Below are 15,734 nucleotides of genomic sequence, written 5' to 3'. Positions count from 1 at the left end.
CAGGCGCCGGTTAGTCTCGCTCCCATGCCACCGGCCAAGAAGCGCATGCGCGCGTACGACTACTCCAGGACCCTGACCGCGGTCCTGGCCCAGTTCGGCCACGTGCGGGAAGCCGTTCGCGGTCTCGCGCCCGAACAGCTGGCCCTGCCGGCCCGATTGGGCGAGTGGACCGTACGGGACTTGGCCGCGCACATGACGATGGCCCTCGGACGGGTCAGCGACAGCCTGGAGCTGCCCGAACCGGCCGGCGGACCGAAGCCCGGACTCACCCTGCTGGAGTGGCCGCTCTCCACGGCCGGGCGCGCCGGGGCGATCGCCGACGCCACCCGGGCACTGGCCGAGGAATGGCCCGACCTCGACGCGCTGTACGAACTGACCGCCACCAGGTTCGGGGAGCTGGTGCCCGCCGCGGTGCCCGAGCGGCTGGTGACGACCCGGGCGGGCACCATGCGGCTGGGCGACTTCCTGGTCACCCGTACCGTCGAGCTCGTCGTGCACACGGACGACCTCCACCGGGCGACCGGCCTCGACATCCCGTACGACCGTCAGGCGCTCGCCGCGTGCACGCGGCTGCTCGCCGACGCACTCGCCGACAAGGCGCCCGGCGGGTCCGTCGAGGTGCGCGTCCCGCCGTTCGCGGTCGTCCAGTGCATCGGTGGCCCCAAGCACACCCGTGGTACCCCGCCCAATGTCGTGGAGACGGATCCGCTCACCTGGATCCGGCTCGCCACCGGCCGTACCCAGTGGGCGCGGGCGCTCCACGATGCGCAGGTCGGGGCCAGTGGTGAGCGGGCCGATCTGGCCCATCTGCTCCCACTGATGGGCTGAGGGGAACCGGATCGGCTACGCGATCCGTCCCATGGCCATGCACAAACAACGTATGGCTGTCAGCGTCCTGGCCGTCCTCACCCTTGCCGCCTGCGGTACGGAGTCGGGCTCCGGAGCAGGATCCGGAGACGGCAGCGGAACCGTACGGACCGAACTGCCCGTCACCGGTGTCCACTGGAGCGTGTCCTCCCTCACCGTCGGCGGGAAGAAGACCGCTGCTCCAGCGGGTGCCCACGTCGAGATCGACTCCCAGGGCAGGGCGAGCGGCAATCTGGGCTGCAACCGCTTCACCGCGGACGTCCGCATCGACGGCGACACGGTCACCGTCGGGGAGGGCACCACCACCGAGATGGGCTGCGAGGAGGATCTCCAGAAGTTCGAGAAGGCGATGGGCCGCACCTTCAGCGGCAAGCTCAAGGCGGCAGTCACGGGCCGGGGCGCCGACAGGGCCCTGACCTTGACCACGGCCGAGGGCGACTCCATCGCCCTCACCGCGCAGCCCTCGGCCCCGCTGACCGGAACCGCCTGGAAGGTCACCGGGCTGGTATCCGGGAGCACCGCCACCTCCTTGCCCGCGGGTACGGAGGGCAGGGCACACCTCACCTTCGGCAAGGACGGCTCCGTGGAAGGCAGCCTCGGCTGCAACTCCTTCCACGGCAGGGCGAAGGTCACCGGTTCCTCGATCACCTTCGGCCCGCTCTCCTCCACGCGGAAGATGTGCCCGGGGCCCGAGATGGAGCTGGAGCGCACGCTGCTCGGTGTCCTCAAGGGGAAGACGACGTACACGATCGGGCACCGCACCTTGTCCCTCACCGCGGAGAACGGCAAGGGACTCGGCGCGTCGGCCCCGGCGGCCAAGGGCTGATCCCGAGCGAACCGCGGGATCAGGAACCCGTCGGATACGGGAGCAGACCGGCGTTCGTCCTCTCCCACGACGCCCGCAGTTCGGCCAGCAGCTCCGGCTCGGCCGCCGCCCGGTTCGCCTGTTCCCGCTGGTCGTCGGCCAGCTCGAACAGCTGGTCGGTGCCGGCCTTCCCCCGGTAGTACTTCCAGTCACCGCGGCGCAGCGCCCGCTCCCCGCGCACCCGCCAGAACAGGTCGCGCTCCTTCGGTTCCTCGTCGCGCAGCAGGTACCCGGCGAGGCTGATGCCGTCCAGCGGATAGGCGGGGTCAGGCCGGGCGCCGCCCAGCTCCAGGAGCGTCGCGGTCCAGTCGGGCGAGAACACGGGCAGGTCGCTGACCTGGTGAGCGTCGATCCGGGCGGGCCAGCGCAGCACCGCGGGGACACGGATGCCGCCCTCCTGGAGCGAGCTCTTGTTGCCGGACAGCGGCCAGTTGTAGGAGAAGCGCTCGCCGCCGTTGTCACTGGCGAAGAAGACCAGGGTGTCCTCCTCCTGGCCGGACCGCTTCAGGGCCTTCAGCACCTCGCCGACGGAGCGGTCCAGGTCCTCGACCATCTCGGTGTACTTCTGGACCGAGCCGCCGTCGGCGTTCCACAGCGCGCTGGTGTCGCCCGCCTTGATGCGCCGGACGATCTCGGCGCTCTCCTCGGTGTCGCCGTCCGCGATCCACGGCCAGTGCGGAGTGGTGAAGTTCAGGTTGAGGAGCCAGGGCGCGTCGTGGTCCCGCTGGACGTACTCGCTCGCGCGCTCCGTCAGGATCCGGGTGTAGTAGCGCAGGTCCTTGTACTCGGCGTCGCCCTCGTACAGGTCGTACTCACCGCCGAGCCCGAGCTTGGAGTAGTACTCGAGCGCCCCGCCGAAATTGCCGAAGAACTCGTCCCAGCCGGACCTGGTCGGGCTGTAGTCGGGCAGATAGCCGCAGTGCCACTTGCCGATCAGCGCGGTGGAGTAGCCGGCGCCGCGCAGCAGCGAGGCGAGCGTCGGGTGCGTCGGTTCGAGGCCCACGGACCTGTCCGCGATGGGCTCGGCGAGTCCGCCCTTCGTACGTCCCGGATAGCGCCCCGTGTAGAGGCTGAACCGGGTGGGGGAGCAGGTGGCGGACCCCGCGTACGCGTCCGTGAACCGGACCCCCTGGCGGCCGAGCCTGTCCAGGTGGGGAGTCCGGATGTGCGGGGCCCCGTACGAGGAGAGGTCCGCCCAGCCGAGGTCGTCCCCGAGGATGAACAGGATGTTGGGCCGCCGCGAGTGCTTGCCGCGGGCGGCACGGAACGGCTGCTCCCGCACCGCGTCGCCGGAAGCCGGCCCGGAAGCCGCCGCGGCCGGTGAGGCGGCCTGCACCCCGACGGCCGCGGTGGCGGCGGTAGCGCCCACCGCGGTGGTGAAGGCGCGACGGCTCAGTGGTGAGGCGGATCGCCGAAGGGAACTGGTATTCGAATCGCGAGGGGGCATGAAGTCTCCAGGGCGGGCCCCGGGCGCCGGTCGGGACAGGACGCACGAGGTGGACGAACGCGACGGGGGTCCCGTCAGGGGCGGGGGCGTGCGGGAACGCACCCGGCCATGAGCGGGCAGAAAGGGAGAAGCGGGAGGAGGAGCGGGCTCGGCTCATGCGCCCCGGAAGTACGGGGCCGGGGCGCGAGGCCCGGAAGTGCGGCAGGCTCAGGCGCAGCGACAGATGGCGCTCGCGACACGTCCCAGATCGACGTGGCGGCGCTCTACAAGCGGGACCGAAAGATCACCGGAGGGCTGCATGAGGCAGGAGCCTGCCAACGGGCCATGAGCCTGTCAACGCCGGTCTCGTACTGCGGACGCCGGTCTCGCACTGCGAACAGGAGGGGCCACGTGCCGCCCGGGCCGGCACGTGGACTCCCGGAAGGGACCCTCGCCGTCGCCCGCGCCGCCGCGCGGACCTCGGGACGTCGTCCCCGCCGCAGCCCGGGCACGTCACGTGGCATCGGGAAGGCCCCCTGGCCCTCGTGCGGATCCGCTCCAGGCTCTTCGGATCGCCCCGCGGGCCCCTCGACCGCGGCCCCCGAGTGTGAGGCTCACCACGAAACGAGTGGGCGGCCGATGCCCGTCCGGCACCGGGGCCCGGCTCACCGAGTGCCACGACAGGGCCGTGCGCCGCCCTCTCGACGGCCCGCCCGAACCGGCCGGTAACCAGCCGCTCATCCGGGCGCCGACTGCCCCCCGCCCACGGAGAGGCTCTCCGGCGTACCGGCCGTGATCACTCCGTGTGATCACTGGGTGTCACCCGGAACGGCCCGTCGGAACCCGTTCCCGCCACGTCCGCGGTGCTCCCGCAGGCCGTGTGCGGCGCTTCCCCAATTCGGACCGGTGGTCGATCTCGCCTACACTCGGTGCCGTGCCTCGTGGTGATGGACGACTCAACCACGACCTGCTCCCCGGAGAGAAAGGCCCCCAGGACGCTTGCGGCGTCTTCGGTGTCTGGGCTCCGGGCGAAGAGGTCGCCAAGCTCACCTATTTCGGACTGTATGCCCTGCAGCACCGTGGACAGGAGTCCGCGGGCATCGCAGTGAGCAACGGGTCCCAGATCCTGGTCTTCAAGGACATGGGACTGGTCTCGCAGGTCTTCGACGAAACGTCTCTGGGTTCCCTCCAGGGCCATATCGCGGTCGGTCATGCCCGCTACTCCACCACCGGTGCCTCGGTGTGGGAGAACGCGCAGCCGACGTTCCGTGCCACCGCGCACGGCTCGATCGCCCTGGGTCACAACGGCAACCTGGTCAATACGGCCCAGCTCGCCGAGATGGTCGCCGACCTTCCCCGCAAGGACGGCCGTGCCACCCAGGTGGCAGCGACCAACGACACCGACCTGGTGACCGCGCTGCTCGCCGGCCAGACGGATGAGGACGGCAAGCCGCTCACCATCGAGGAGGCCGCCGCAAAGGTGCTCCCCGAGGTCAAGGGCGCCTTCTCGCTCGTCTTCATGGACGAGCACACCCTCTACGCAGCCCGTGACCCGCAGGGCATCCGCCCTCTGGTGCTCGGTCGCCTGGAGCGTGGCTGGGTGGTGGCCTCCGAGTCCGCCGCCCTCGACATCTGCGGTGCCAGCTTCGTTCGCGAGATCGAGCCGGGCGAACTCGTCGCCATCGACGAGAACGGCCTGCGCACCTCGCGCTTCGCAGAAGCGAAGCCCAAGGGCTGCGTCTTCGAGTACGTGTACCTGGCCCGCCCCGACACCGACATCGCCGGGCGCAACGTCTACCTCTCCCGGGTCGAGATGGGCCGGAGGCTGGCGGCCGAGGCTCCTGTCGAGGCCGATCTGGTCATAGCGACGCCGGAGTCGGGCACTCCCGCGGCCATCGGCTACGCCGAGGCGAGCGGAATTCCCTTCGGTGCCGGACTGGTCAAGAACGCCTACGTCGGCCGGACCTTCATCCAGCCGTCCCAGACCATTCGCCAGCTGGGTATCCGCCTCAAGCTGAATCCGCTCAAGGAAGTCATCAAGGGCAAGCGCCTGGTGGTCGTCGACGACTCGATCGTCCGCGGCAACACCCAGCGCGCTCTGGTCCGGATGCTCCGTGAGGCGGGCGCCGCCGAGATCCACATCCGGATCTCCTCCCCGCCCGTGAAGTGGCCCTGCTTCTTCGGCATCGACTTCGCGACCCGCGCCGAACTGATCGCCAACGGCATGTCCGTCGACGAGATCGCCACCTCGATGGGTGCCGACTCGCTCTCGTACATCTCGCTCGACGCGATGATCGAGGCGACGACGATCGACAAGCCGAACCTGTGCCGCGCCTGCTTCGACGGTGAATACCCGATGGAGCTCCCGGACCCGGAGCTGCTCGGCAAGCAGCTGCTGGAGACCGAGCTGGCGGCCGGCCCCGCCGCGACCGCGGCGGCCGACGCGCTGCGTCGTCCGTGATCCGGACCGACCGGCTCCCTCCCCACCAGCCCCGTATTCCCACACGAAAGATCCCAGGCAATGTCTGAGACAACAGGTGCTTCCTACGCGGCGGCGGGCGTCGACATCGAAGCCGGTGACCGCGCCGTCGAGCTGATGAAGGAGTGGGTGAAGAAGACGAAGCGCCCCGAGGTCCTGGGGGGCATCGGCGGATTCGCCGGCCTCTTCGACGCCTCGGCACTCAAGCGCTACGAGCGCCCGCTGCTCGCGTCCGCCACCGACGGCGTGGGCACGAAGGTCGATCTGGCCCGGCAGATGGGCGTGTACGACACGATCGGCCACGACCTCGTCGGCATGGTCGTGGACGACCTGGTCGTCTGTGGTGCCGAACCGCTCTTCATGACCGACTACATCTGTGTCGGCAAGGTGCACCCCGAGCGTGTCGCGGCCATCGTGAAGGGCATCGCCGAAGGCTGCGTCCTGGCAGGCTGCGCGCTGATCGGCGGCGAGACCGCGGAGCACCCGGGTCTGCTCGGCCCCGACGACTTCGATGTCGCGGGCGCGGGCACGGGTGTGGTGGAGGCCGACCGGCTGCTGGGCCCGGACCGTATCCGTAAGGGTGACGCCGTGATCGCGATGGCGTCGTCGGGTCTTCACTCCAACGGGTACTCGCTCGTGCGCCACGTGGTCTTCGACCGGGCCGGCTGGGCCCTGGACCGGGAGATCGAGGAGTTCGGCCGGACGCTCGGCGAGGAGCTCCTGGAGCCCACCAGGATCTACTCCCTGGACTGTCTGGCGCTGACCCGTACGACCGAGGTGCACGGCTTCAGCCACGTCACCGGCGGCGGCCTGGCCAACAACCTGGCCCGGGTCGTCCCGGACTCGCTGCACGCCACGGTCGACCGTTCGACGTGGACGCCCGGCGCCGTCTTCGACGTGGTCGGCAAGGCCGGACAGGTCGAACAGCTGGAGCTCGAGAAGACGCTCAACATGGGTGTCGGCATGATCGCGATCGTTCCCGCCGACTCGGTGGACGCCGCGCTCACGACCCTGGCCGACCGGGGTGTCGACTCCTGGGTCGCGGGTGAGATCACCGACCGCGGCGCGTACACCTCGGGCGCCGAACTGACCGGCAGCTACGCACGGTAGAACGCCACGAACGCCGGTCCGGCACACTCCGGACCGGCGTGAGGCGGGGCCGGCCCCACCCGTCCGCACCGGGACAGCACAGAACCCGGTCCGGGCAGGCCCGGACCGGGTTGATGTGTCAGCGCGAGGTCAAGCGCCGCGGCGCTGTGACGACGGACCGGACTGGTCGTCCTCGTCCGCGTCCTCGTCGTCGTTGTACTGATCCGCGTACTGTGCGTACGGGTCATCTTCCTCGTCGTCGTCCTCGAACGGCTCAGCGTTCGGTGGCTGACTCGAAGGTGATGCGCCCAGCTCATTGGCCAGACGCGACAGGTCAGTCCCGCCGCTGCTGTACTTCAGCTGACGGGCGACCTTGGTCTGCTTGGCCTTTGCCCGGCCGCGCCCCATGGCTCGACCCCCTCGGTGACGGGGCTCGACGGCCCCAGAGTCTTGACACGCGTTCATGTTTCAGGACGGACTCTCGGCTGAGAGACCGCGCCCGTGGCTTTAACCGTACCTGCTTCCTCGGCCATACGGTACGCCGCCCGCATCACGTGCCTCGGTACAGGACCACCGAGGAGCCCGTCCTCGCTGGTCAACCGCGATTTTAACCTCTTGCGGACGGCCGACCCGCCGACCGGCGTGAGCCTTGTCTCCCCGTCCGGCGTACCGGCAGGGCACCGGGCAGCCACCGGCCCGTCACCGGCACTGCACAGGCCGATGACGGGCCGATGGCCGTCGGGTGAATCGGGCGAAGCGTCAGCGGCGACGGGCCTCGGCCATGCGCTGCTCGGCGATCCTGTCGGCCGCGGCGGCCGGCGGAATCCCGTCCTCCTTCGCACGTGCGAATATGGCCAGCGTGGTGTCGAAGATCTTTGAAGCCTTCGCCTTGCACCGGTCGAAGTCGAAACCGTGGAGCTCATCGGCGACCTGGATCACGCCACCGGCGTTCACCACGTAGTCGGGTGCGTACAGGATCGCGCGGTCGGCGAGGTCCTTCTCGACACCCGGGTGCGCGAGCTGGTTGTTGGCCGCGCCGCACACCACCTTGGCGGTGAGGACGGGCACGGTGTCGTCGTTCAGCGCTCCGCCGAGTGCGCACGGGGCGTAGATGTCGAGTCCCTCGGTACGGATCAGCGCGGCGGTGTCCGCGGCCACGGAGACCTCGGGGTGCAGGTCGGTGATCCGGCGTACCGACTCCTCGCGTACATCCGTGATGACGACCTGGGCGCCGTCGCTGAGCAGGTGCTCGACCAGGTGGTGACCCACCTTGCCGACGCCCGCGACGCCCACCTTGCGGCCGCGCAGCGTGGGGTCGCCCCACAGGTGCTGGGCGGAGGCGCGCATGCCCTGGAAGACACCGAACGCGGTGAGGACGGAGGAGTCCCCGGCGCCGCCGTTCTCGGGGGAGCGGCCGGTGGTCCAGCGGCACTCCCGGGCGACGACGTCCATGTCGGCGACGTACGTGCCGACATCACAGGCGGTCACGTAGCGCCCGCCGAGCGAGGCCACGAAACGGCCGTAGGCCAGGAGCAGTTCCTCGGACTTGACGGTCTCCGGGTCGCCGATGATGACGGCCTTGCCGCCACCGTGGTCCAGGCCGGCCATGGCGTTCTTGTACGACATGCCGCGCGACAGGTTCAGCGCATCCGCGACGGCCTCCTCCTCGGAGGCGTACGGATAGAAGCGGGTGCCGCCGAGGGCGGGACCCAGGGCGGTGGAGTGGAGGGCGATGACGGCCTTGAGGCCGCTGTCACGGTCCTGGCAGATCACGACTTGTTCGTGGCCTCCCTGATCCGAGTGGAACAGGGTGTGCAGGACGCCGTCGGTCAGATTGGTCACTGTGGTGACTCCCAAGTACGAAGCGGCGGAAGACCCTCCTGAAGGTGGGGAGGGCCCCAGTCGGACCGGCCGTGCCGGTCCGACTGGGCAAGAGCGTAAGTCCTCGGGACACGCAGATCTGTTCCAGTGCCGAGGATCACCCCCTGGCGGAGTACCGGCGTGACACGATTTGCTGCATGTCGGTGGTGTCTTCAGTGCTCGTCCCTTACACGTCCTACCTGCGGGTGTACGAGCCGCTCGCCGCCTTCCGGGAGCCCGAACGCAGTCACTGGGCGCGCTACGCGCAGCGTTCCGTGCTCCCCACGGCGCAGGACGAACTGCGTCGCTCGCTGGCGGGCTTGGTGTCCACCCCGCCGGTGGGGGTGCCCGTGCACGAGAGCGGGGACGCCTTCGTGGCGGAGCTGGACGGGGCGGTCTGCGTCTGTCCGTGGCGGACCCGGATGCGGGGCTGGCTGGCGCTGGAGGAGCTCGGGGGGCTGTTTCCCGCCACGGTGCTGGACGCGGTGCTTCCCCCGGTGGTGCGGGGGCAGGCGATCGCGGACTACGAGCGGTGGGCGGAGCGGAACCCGGACGCCCGTCCCTGGATCCGGACGACGGTGTGGCACGTCCCGGTGCGCTGGTTCGTCCTGTTCGACGACGAGGAGCGCGAGTACGTCGAGGCGGACGCCGACGGTGCCCAGCCCCTGCTGCGCTACCGCACGCCGATGGTGCAGGCGCGGCGTCGGCTGGCGCGGGCGCTCAGGACGCTGCGCGAGACGGTCGACGAAGGGCCGCTGACCGAGGGCCTGGTGGATGTGGGCCGCTGGCTCGAGGAGTTCCATCCGCGCGCCCTGGTGGAACTGGACTACGGAGGCCTGGTGCACGCGCTGCCCCGTGAGCAGCTCGCCGCCGACCGGTCGGCGGCGGATGTGGCCGAGGGCATCGCGGCGCTGAAGGCCGGCGACAGCGACGCGGCCGGTGTCGCGTACGGACGTCTCGCCGAGCGGTGGCGGGCGGTCCGCGACCGGCAGTCCGCCAACTGACGACTCCGAAGTTGTGTGAAATCCCGCGAACTGTCGCATAGCGGTGTGATCGGAAGGGAAGAGACATCCCGTGAGGTGTCCGGCATAGGCGGATGCCGAGGGTGCCGGGCGGAGGTGAACGGGGATGCCCTGACGGGAACTGACGAGCCGTGAACCCGCAGCCTGTGTGACGCGTGTGACACACGAGGTGGGAGGCCGCTCCGGAGGCCCAGGACCTACGTCCCGAACCGGGCCTTTGCCTCAAGGGTGACGGACGGCACTTACGGGGCCCTTGCGCCCTTCCCTACTCCTCATGCCAAAATAGGACAAGGAGTCCGGGGAGGACTCTGTTCGCCCAACTTTGGGCGAAATACTTGGCATTACATGCTCATGGGGGGTCTGACGACTTCTGATGACTCCTGGTCGCCCTGTGACTGATCGTTACTGGGGCGTGACTGTCCGCTATGGCATGGTCCATCGGCTTCCGTCGCTGATGAACACCTGGGAGGGCAATTCCATCGGTTTGGCCGACGTGGCTGGACGGATGGTGTAGTTGTAGTGCCGAGGACAAGCCGTTCGTCCTATAACCGACTCGGCCCGCGTCCGCCATTTCGGGCAACGCGGGTCAAGGTGCAGAATTTAGAGGAAAGAACCGAGATGGTTCGGTTCTCCCGAGGAGGCCGCTCATGACCGCTCGCACCCCTGATGCCGAGCCGCTGCTGACCCCGGCTGAGGTTGCCACGATGTTCCGCGTGGACCCGAAGACGGTCACCCGGTGGGCAAAGGCTGGCAAGCTCACGTCCATCCGCACGCTCGGTGGACATCGCCGGTACCGCGAGGCAGAGGTCCGCGCACTGCTTGCGGGTATTCCGCAGCAGCGCAGCGAGGCCTGACACACCCCTGCCGCCGCAGCCATAACAGGGCTACTGCCGGGTCCCCCAACCCACAGTGCCCACCTATAGCTCCACACGACGGACGCCTGCCCCAACGGGCGTCATACCTGCGCAATAAGGGTGCGTCGTTCGATCGCGCTGGACTCCGCCGGGTCCAGCGCGATCTTTTTTGTGCCCTGCGGGCCCTCGGCGCCCGCGGAGCCGCCCCGCCTGCCCGGCATCCCCGCGCCCCGGCTCGTCCGCCGTCCTGCCCGCCCCCTGTCCGTCTCCTGTGCCCGTCTGCCCCCCTGACGCCCCGTCGATGCCCGAACAGGCCGACGAGTCGGTTTCCGGGGGCCGGCGTACGACTGTGGGCGAGCCTGTTCGGGCCTGTTCGGGTGGGTCCCGGACGTCGTGGGGCAGCTCGGACGGAACGGTCCGGGATGTGCCTCATGCGCAGTGCAATTGCACATATTAAATTCGCTAGTTGTAGGAAGGGAGTAAAGTGCCCACTTCTCAAAACTCGTTCGGTGACTCCCGTCACACCGACCCTGTCTTGCCAACCGCGCGCCCGGCCAACTAAAGGCCTTTCACGGCCCGGAGGCGGATGTCGGCGGCCGACGGTCAGGGCGCGCGGGGTCCTTCGTCATCGTGTCGGTCCTCGTTCCCCCCCCCCGGCCCCCGGAGCACCCCCTGCGGGCGTCGGTGGGGCGGGCGGCGGAGGTGCCGGTGCGGCGCTCCTTCCGGGGGCTTCGGCTGCGTTCTCGGACGTGCCGGTCGGTTCGGGGGCATTGCCGCTCCCCGGGTCCGGGTGCGGCGCCTGTGGGGCCGTCACGGGCTCCATGGCGAGCCGCAGCAGGCGATAACAGATCGGGCAGTGACGGGTGATGTGCCGGTAGCCGGATGCGGCCGCCAGATGGGCGCGCAGCAGCGCGCGGGTCTCGTGCCGTGCCGCGGGCGCAGACATGCGTGCGACCTCCCCGTGGGCCGGACCGCCCCGCACCGAGGGAAACAGGGGCAGTCTCTGTTCTATGGGGGTACCCGCGACAGGTGCCGACGTCAAGACGCACGAAAGCCCGGATCCAGAGGATCCGGGCTTTCGTCATATGCGGTCCTGACGGGATTTGAACCCGCGGCCTCCACCTTGACAGGGTGGCGAGCACTCCAAACTGCTCCACAGGACCAGGTTTTCGCGGCTGCCTTGCGGCTGGCTGCGAAAACAGACTGTACAGGAGGTCGGAGGGCCAGGTCGAACTCACCCGTGGTGGCGGCTCCGTCACGGCGCGGAAACGGGCCGATTCACGGTGCCGCGGCGTCGATCGCCTTCACGATCCGCTTGTCCGAGACGGGCTGTGCCGTGCCCAGGGCGTGCGCGAAGTAGCTCACCCGCAGCTCCTCGATCATCCAGCGGATGTCCAGGACGTCCTGCGGCACGGGCCGTCCCTGCGGCAGCTGTTCGAGCAGCCAGGCGTACTCGTCCTGCATCTCATGGACCTTCTCCATGCGCGTGGTGTCGCGCTGGACGTTCGTCGGCATCTGCTGCAGCCGGCGGTCCTCGGCGACCAGGTAGCGCATCAGGTCGGGCAGCCTGCGCAGCCCGGTCATGGTGACGAACCCGGGCGGTACGAGGCGGGCGAGGTGGTCCCGTACGTCCGTGACGTTGTTGATCAGGACCAGGCTGTTCGTGGCCTTCAGCCGGCGCTCGCAGGCCTGCCAGGCCGCGAGGATCTGCTGCACCTGCTTGATCGTGCGCACGGTCAGGTCCACGAGGTCCGCGCGCACCTTGTCATACAGCTTCCGGAAGGACGCCTCGTCCCAGGCGGGGCCGCCGTGCGCGGCGATCAGCCGGTCGGCGGCAGCCGTCGCGCAGTCGTCGAAGAGCGCCTGGATCGAGCCGTGCGGATTGCGGGACAGGGCCAGCTTCTGCTGGTTGCTGAGCGTGTCCGAGGCGAACTTCGCGGGGTTCACCGGGATGTTCAGCAGGATCAGCCGCCGGGTGCCCCGCCACATCGCCTGCTGCTGCTCGGCCTCGGTGTCGAAGAGCCGTACGGCAACGGTCGCGCCCTGGTCGACCAGCGCCGGGTACGCCTTGACCGGCTGGCCGGCCCGCCGGGTCTCGAAGGTCCGGTTCAGGGTGCCGATCGTCCAGTCCGTGAGGCCCGCACGCTCGATGGACTCACCGGAGGGCCCCGCGGTCGCCGCGGCGGCCTCGGAGAGGGCCTGGCGGGCCTTGGGGCGCAACTGGACCCGCAGCGCCTCCAGGTCCTTGTCCTCCGCGACCTTGCGGCGCCGTTCGTCGACGATCCGGAAGGTGATCTTCAGGTGGTCCGGGATGCGGGACAGGTCGAAGTCGTCGGCCGTGACCGGGACGCCGACCATGCGCTGGAGCTCGCGGGCCAGGGTGAACGGCAGCGGCTCCTGCAGGGGTACGGCCCGGTCCAGGAACTTGTCCGCGTAGTTCGGGGCGGGGACGTAGTGCCGGCGGATCGGCTTGGGCAGCGAGCGGATCAGCTCGGTGACCACTTCCTCCCGCAGCCCCGGGATCTGCCAGTCGAAGCCCTCCGAGGTGACCTGGTTGAGCACCTGGAGCGGGATGTGGACGGTCACGCCGTCGGCGTCCGCGCCCGGCTCGAACTGGTACGTCACCCGGAACTTGAGCTTCCCCTGTCGCCAGGAGTCCGGGTAGTCGTCCTTGGTGACGGTGCCGGCCTTCTCGTTGATGAGCATCGAACGCTCGAAGTCCAGGGCGTCCGGCTCGTCCCGGCGCTTGTGCTTCCACCAGGAGTCGAAGTGCGCGCCGGAGACGATGTGCTCCGGGATCCGCTGATCGTAGAAATCGAAGAGCGTCTCGTCGTCCACGAGGATGTCGCGGCGCCGGGCGCGGTGCTCCAACTCCTCTACCTCGCCGAGCAGTTTGCGATTGTCGTGGAAGAACTGGTGGTGCGTACGCCAGTCACCCTCGACCAGGGCGTTCCGGATGAACAGATCGCGGGACGCCTCCTGGTCGATACGGCCGAAATTGATCTTGCGCTGGGCGACGATCGGCACTCCGTACAGCGTCACCCGCTCGTACGCCATCACCGCCGCCTGGTCCTTCTCCCAGTGCGGCTCGCTGTAGGTGCGCTTCAGCAGGTGCTGGGCGAGCGGTTCGATCCACTCCGGCTCGACCTTGGCGTTGACCCGCGCCCAGAGCCGGGACGTCTCGACCAGCTCCGCCGACATCACGAAGCGCGGCTGCTTCTTGAAGAGCGCCGAGCCCGGGAAGATCGCGAACTTGGCGCTGCGGGCACCGAGGTACTCGTTCTTCTCGGTGTCCTTCAGCCCGATGTGCGACAGCAGGCCGGCCAGCAGCGAGGTGTGCACCGACTGCTCGGGCGCGTCCTCCTCGTTGATCTGGACGCCCATCTGCTTGGCGACCGTACGCAGCTGCGCGTAGATGTCCTGCCACTCACGGATGCGCAGGAAGTTCAGGTACTCCTGCTTGCACATCCGGCGGAAGCTGGAGGAGCCCCGCTCCTTCTGCTGCTCCCGGATGTAGCGCCACAGGTTCAGGAACGCCAGGAAGTCGGACGTCTCGTCCTTGAAGCGGGCGTGCTGCTGGTCGGCCTGCGTCTGCTTCTCCGAGGGCCGTTCGCGCGGGTCCTGGATGGAGAGCGCCGCGGCGATCACCATGACCTCGCGGGCACAGCCGTTCGTGTCGGCCTCGATGACCATGCGGGCCAGCCGCGGGTCCACCGGCAGCTGGGAGAGCTTGCGCCCCAGCGGGGTGAGCCGCTTCTTCGGATCCTTCTCCTCCGGATCCAGCGCACCCAGTTCCTGGAGCAGCTGGATGCCGTCGCGGATGTTGCGGTGGTCCGGCGGGTCGATGAAGGGGAACTTCTCGATGTCGCCCAGGCCGGCCGCGGTCATCTGGAGGATGACGGAGGCGAGGTTGGTGCGCAGGATCTCCGGGTCGGTGAACTCCGGACGGGTCAGGAAGTCGTCCTCGGAGTACAGCCGGATGCAGATGCCGTCCGACGTACGGCCGCAGCGGCCCTTGCGCTGGTTGGCGCTGGCCTGCGAGACCCGCTCGATCGGCAGCCGCTGGACCTTGGTGCGGTGGCTGTAGCGGGAGATCCGGGCGTTGCCCGGGTCGATCACGTACTTGATGCCGGGAACGGTCAGCGACGTCTCCGCGACGTTCGTTGCCAGAACGATCCTGCGGCCCGTGTGGCGCTGGAACACGCGGTGCTGCTCGGCGTGCGACAGACGAGCGTAGAGAGGGAGCACCTCGGTCTGCCGGAGATTCCTCTTGTTCAGCGCGTCCGCGGTGTCACGGATCTCCCGCTCGCCGGAGAGGAAGACCAGGACGTCACCGGGCGCCTCCGAATGGAGCTCGTCGACGGCGTCGCAGATCGCGGTGATCTGGTCGCGGTCGGCATCCTCGCTGTCCTCCTCGAGGAGGGGGCGATAGCGCACCTCGACCGGGTACGTACGCCCGCTGACCTCGACGATCGGCGCCGCGCCGAAGTGCTTGGCGAAGCGCTCCGGGTCGATGGTCGCCGAGGTGATGACGACCTTCAGATCGGGGCGCTTGGGCAGCAGCCGGGCGAGATAGCCCAGCAGGAAGTCGATGTTCAGCGACCGCTCGTGGGCCTCGTCGATGATGATCGTGTCGTACGCGAGGAGCTCGCGGTCCGTCTGGATCTCGGCCAGCAGGATGCCGTCCGTCATCAGCTTCACGAAGGTGGCGTCCGGGTTCACCTGGTCGGTGAAGCGCACCTTCCAGCCGACGGCCTCGCCGAGCGGGGTCTTCAGCTCGTCGGCGATCCGCTCGGCGACCGTACGGGCGGCGATCCGGCGGGGCTGGGTGTGCCCGATCATGCCCCGGACGCCGCGCCCCAGCTCCATGCAGATCTTGGGAATCTGCGTGGTCTTGCCGGAGCCGGTCTCACCCGCGACGATCACGACCTGGTGGTCGCGTATCGCCTCCAGGATCTCGTCCTTCTTCTGGCTGACCGGGAGCTGTTCCGGGTACGACAGGACCGGCATCCGGGCGGCGCGTCCTGCGAGCCGCCCGGCTGCCTTTCCGGCCTCGGCCGCGATCTCGTCCAGCACGGACTGTCGGTCCTCGGGCTTACGGATGCGGCGGGCACCCTCGAGACGACGGCCGAGCCGGTGCGCGTCGCGGAGCGAGAGCTGCCCGAGCTGGGACTGGAGATCGGCAAAGGAAGTAGACATACGGATCCCAGGATCTCACCCGGGCGCGAAGAGTGGCGAACGCATTTCACGCGAACGCGTCTCATGGGCCCCC

12 protein-coding genes and 1 tRNA gene are annotated in these 15,734 nt (G+C 69.3%); 6 read left to right on the top strand and 7 right to left on the bottom strand.

The window, feature by feature from the left end; genetic code table 11:
- Positions 1-24 precede the first annotated feature (24 nt).
- Entirely contained in the window at positions 25-828 is an 804-nt protein-coding gene (locus OG844_RS25965; protein ID WP_406393475.1) for a sterol carrier family protein, read from the top strand.
- Between the two features lie 37 nt (positions 829-865).
- The gene (locus OG844_RS25960) at positions 866-1,693 is read left to right on the top strand and encodes an META domain-containing protein (protein WP_406396257.1); all 828 of its coding nucleotides are present in this window, start codon (positions 866-868) and stop codon (positions 1,691-1,693) included.
- A 19-nt stretch (positions 1,694-1,712) separates the two neighbouring features.
- Here OG844_RS25960 and OG844_RS25955 read toward each other — a convergent pair whose 3' ends face one another.
- Together OG844_RS25955 and OG844_RS25950 are read right to left on the bottom strand one after the other, a co-directional pair.
- Positions 1,713-3,179, bottom strand: a complete 1,467-nt coding sequence (locus OG844_RS25955) for a sulfatase (RefSeq protein ID WP_406393474.1) — start codon at positions 3,177-3,179, stop codon at positions 1,713-1,715.
- A gap of 207 nt (positions 3,180-3,386) precedes the next feature.
- Positions 3,387-3,479, bottom strand: a complete 93-nt coding sequence (locus tag OG844_RS25950; RefSeq protein WP_351169978.1) for a putative leader peptide — start codon at positions 3,477-3,479, stop codon at positions 3,387-3,389.
- A 613-nt stretch (positions 3,480-4,092) separates the two neighbouring features.
- On the opposite strand from OG844_RS25950, the gene purF reads away from it, so the two are divergent.
- Together purF and purM are read left to right on the top strand one after the other, a co-directional pair.
- The gene (gene purF / locus OG844_RS25945; protein WP_351169975.1) at positions 4,093-5,619 is read left to right on the top strand and encodes an amidophosphoribosyltransferase; all 1,527 of its coding nucleotides are present in this window, start codon (positions 4,093-4,095) and stop codon (positions 5,617-5,619) included.
- Between the two features lie 60 nt (positions 5,620-5,679).
- A complete protein-coding gene (gene purM, locus OG844_RS25940) occupies positions 5,680-6,747 on the top strand; it encodes a phosphoribosylformylglycinamidine cyclo-ligase (RefSeq protein WP_406393472.1) in 1,068 nt (355 codons plus the stop codon).
- A 129-nt stretch (positions 6,748-6,876) separates the two neighbouring features.
- Here the strand turns inward: purM and OG844_RS25935 are convergent, their stop codons facing one another.
- Both OG844_RS25935 and OG844_RS25930 read right to left on the bottom strand, forming a co-directional pair.
- Complete coding sequence (locus tag OG844_RS25935; RefSeq protein ID WP_033296941.1) at positions 6,877-7,134, bottom strand: DUF3073 domain-containing protein; 258 nt, start codon at positions 7,132-7,134, stop codon at positions 6,877-6,879.
- Positions 7,135-7,485: 351 nt separating this feature from the next.
- On the bottom strand, positions 7,486-8,568 hold the full coding sequence (locus OG844_RS25930) for a Leu/Phe/Val dehydrogenase (protein WP_406393470.1): 1,083 nt from the start codon (positions 8,566-8,568) through the stop codon (positions 7,486-7,488).
- Between the two features lie 176 nt (positions 8,569-8,744).
- On the opposite strand from OG844_RS25930, the gene OG844_RS25925 reads away from it, so the two are divergent.
- Together OG844_RS25925 and bldC are read left to right on the top strand one after the other, a co-directional pair.
- The gene (locus OG844_RS25925) at positions 8,745-9,590 is read left to right on the top strand and encodes a hypothetical protein (protein ID WP_406393468.1); all 846 of its coding nucleotides are present in this window, start codon (positions 8,745-8,747) and stop codon (positions 9,588-9,590) included.
- A 665-nt stretch (positions 9,591-10,255) separates the two neighbouring features.
- Positions 10,256-10,462: a developmental transcriptional regulator BldC gene (gene bldC, locus OG844_RS25920; RefSeq protein WP_003949541.1), complete on the top strand. Its 207-nt coding sequence runs from the start codon at positions 10,256-10,258 to the stop codon at positions 10,460-10,462.
- A 625-nt stretch (positions 10,463-11,087) separates the two neighbouring features.
- Here the strand turns inward: bldC and OG844_RS25915 are convergent.
- The 3 genes from OG844_RS25915 to hrpA all read right to left on the bottom strand — a co-directional run bounded on the left by OG844_RS25915 (position 11,088) and on the right by hrpA (position 15,661).
- Positions 11,088-11,408, bottom strand: a complete 321-nt coding sequence (locus OG844_RS25915; protein WP_406393466.1) for a DUF6274 family protein — start codon at positions 11,406-11,408, stop codon at positions 11,088-11,090.
- A 142-nt stretch (positions 11,409-11,550) separates the two neighbouring features.
- Positions 11,551-11,625 (bottom strand) — tRNA-Asp (locus tag OG844_RS25910).
- Between the two features lie 115 nt (positions 11,626-11,740).
- On the bottom strand, positions 11,741-15,661 hold the full coding sequence (gene hrpA, locus OG844_RS25905) for an ATP-dependent RNA helicase HrpA (protein ID WP_406393465.1): 3,921 nt from the start codon (positions 15,659-15,661) through the stop codon (positions 11,741-11,743).
- Positions 15,662-15,734 lie beyond the last annotated feature (73 nt).

The organism is Streptomyces sp. NBC_00887, assembly GCF_045207585.1.
Note: the sequence above shows the minus strand (reverse complement) of the source record. Positions and strands in the feature narration are given on the sequence as shown.

What these genes read in the sequence shown, in the direction of transcription:
- OG844_RS25965 (WP_406393475.1), top strand. Translation starts at nt 25, where the DNA reads ATGCCACCGGCCAAGAAGCGCATGCGCGCGTACGACTACTCCAGGACC.
- OG844_RS25960 (WP_406396257.1), top strand. Translation starts at nt 866, where the DNA reads ATGCACAAACAACGTATGGCTGTCAGCGTCCTGGCCGTCCTCACCCTT.
- OG844_RS25955 (WP_406393474.1), bottom strand. Translation starts at nt 3,179, where the DNA reads ATGCCCCCTCGCGATTCGAATACCAGTTCCCTTCGGCGATCCGCCTCA.
- OG844_RS25950 (WP_351169978.1), bottom strand. Translation starts at nt 3,479, where the DNA reads ATGCAGCCCTCCGGTGATCTTTCGGTCCCGCTTGTAGAGCGCCGCCAC.
- purM (WP_406393472.1), top strand. Translation starts at nt 5,680, where the DNA reads ATGTCTGAGACAACAGGTGCTTCCTACGCGGCGGCGGGCGTCGACATC.
- OG844_RS25935 (WP_033296941.1), bottom strand. Translation starts at nt 7,134, where the DNA reads ATGGGGCGCGGCCGGGCAAAGGCCAAGCAGACCAAGGTCGCCCGTCAG.
- OG844_RS25925 (WP_406393468.1), top strand. Translation starts at nt 8,745, where the DNA reads ATGTCGGTGGTGTCTTCAGTGCTCGTCCCTTACACGTCCTACCTGCGG.
- bldC (WP_003949541.1), top strand. Translation starts at nt 10,256, where the DNA reads ATGACCGCTCGCACCCCTGATGCCGAGCCGCTGCTGACCCCGGCTGAG.
- OG844_RS25915 (WP_406393466.1), bottom strand. Translation starts at nt 11,408, where the DNA reads ATGTCTGCGCCCGCGGCACGGCACGAGACCCGCGCGCTGCTGCGCGCC.
- hrpA (WP_406393465.1), bottom strand. Translation starts at nt 15,661, where the DNA reads ATGTCTACTTCCTTTGCCGATCTCCAGTCCCAGCTCGGGCAGCTCTCG.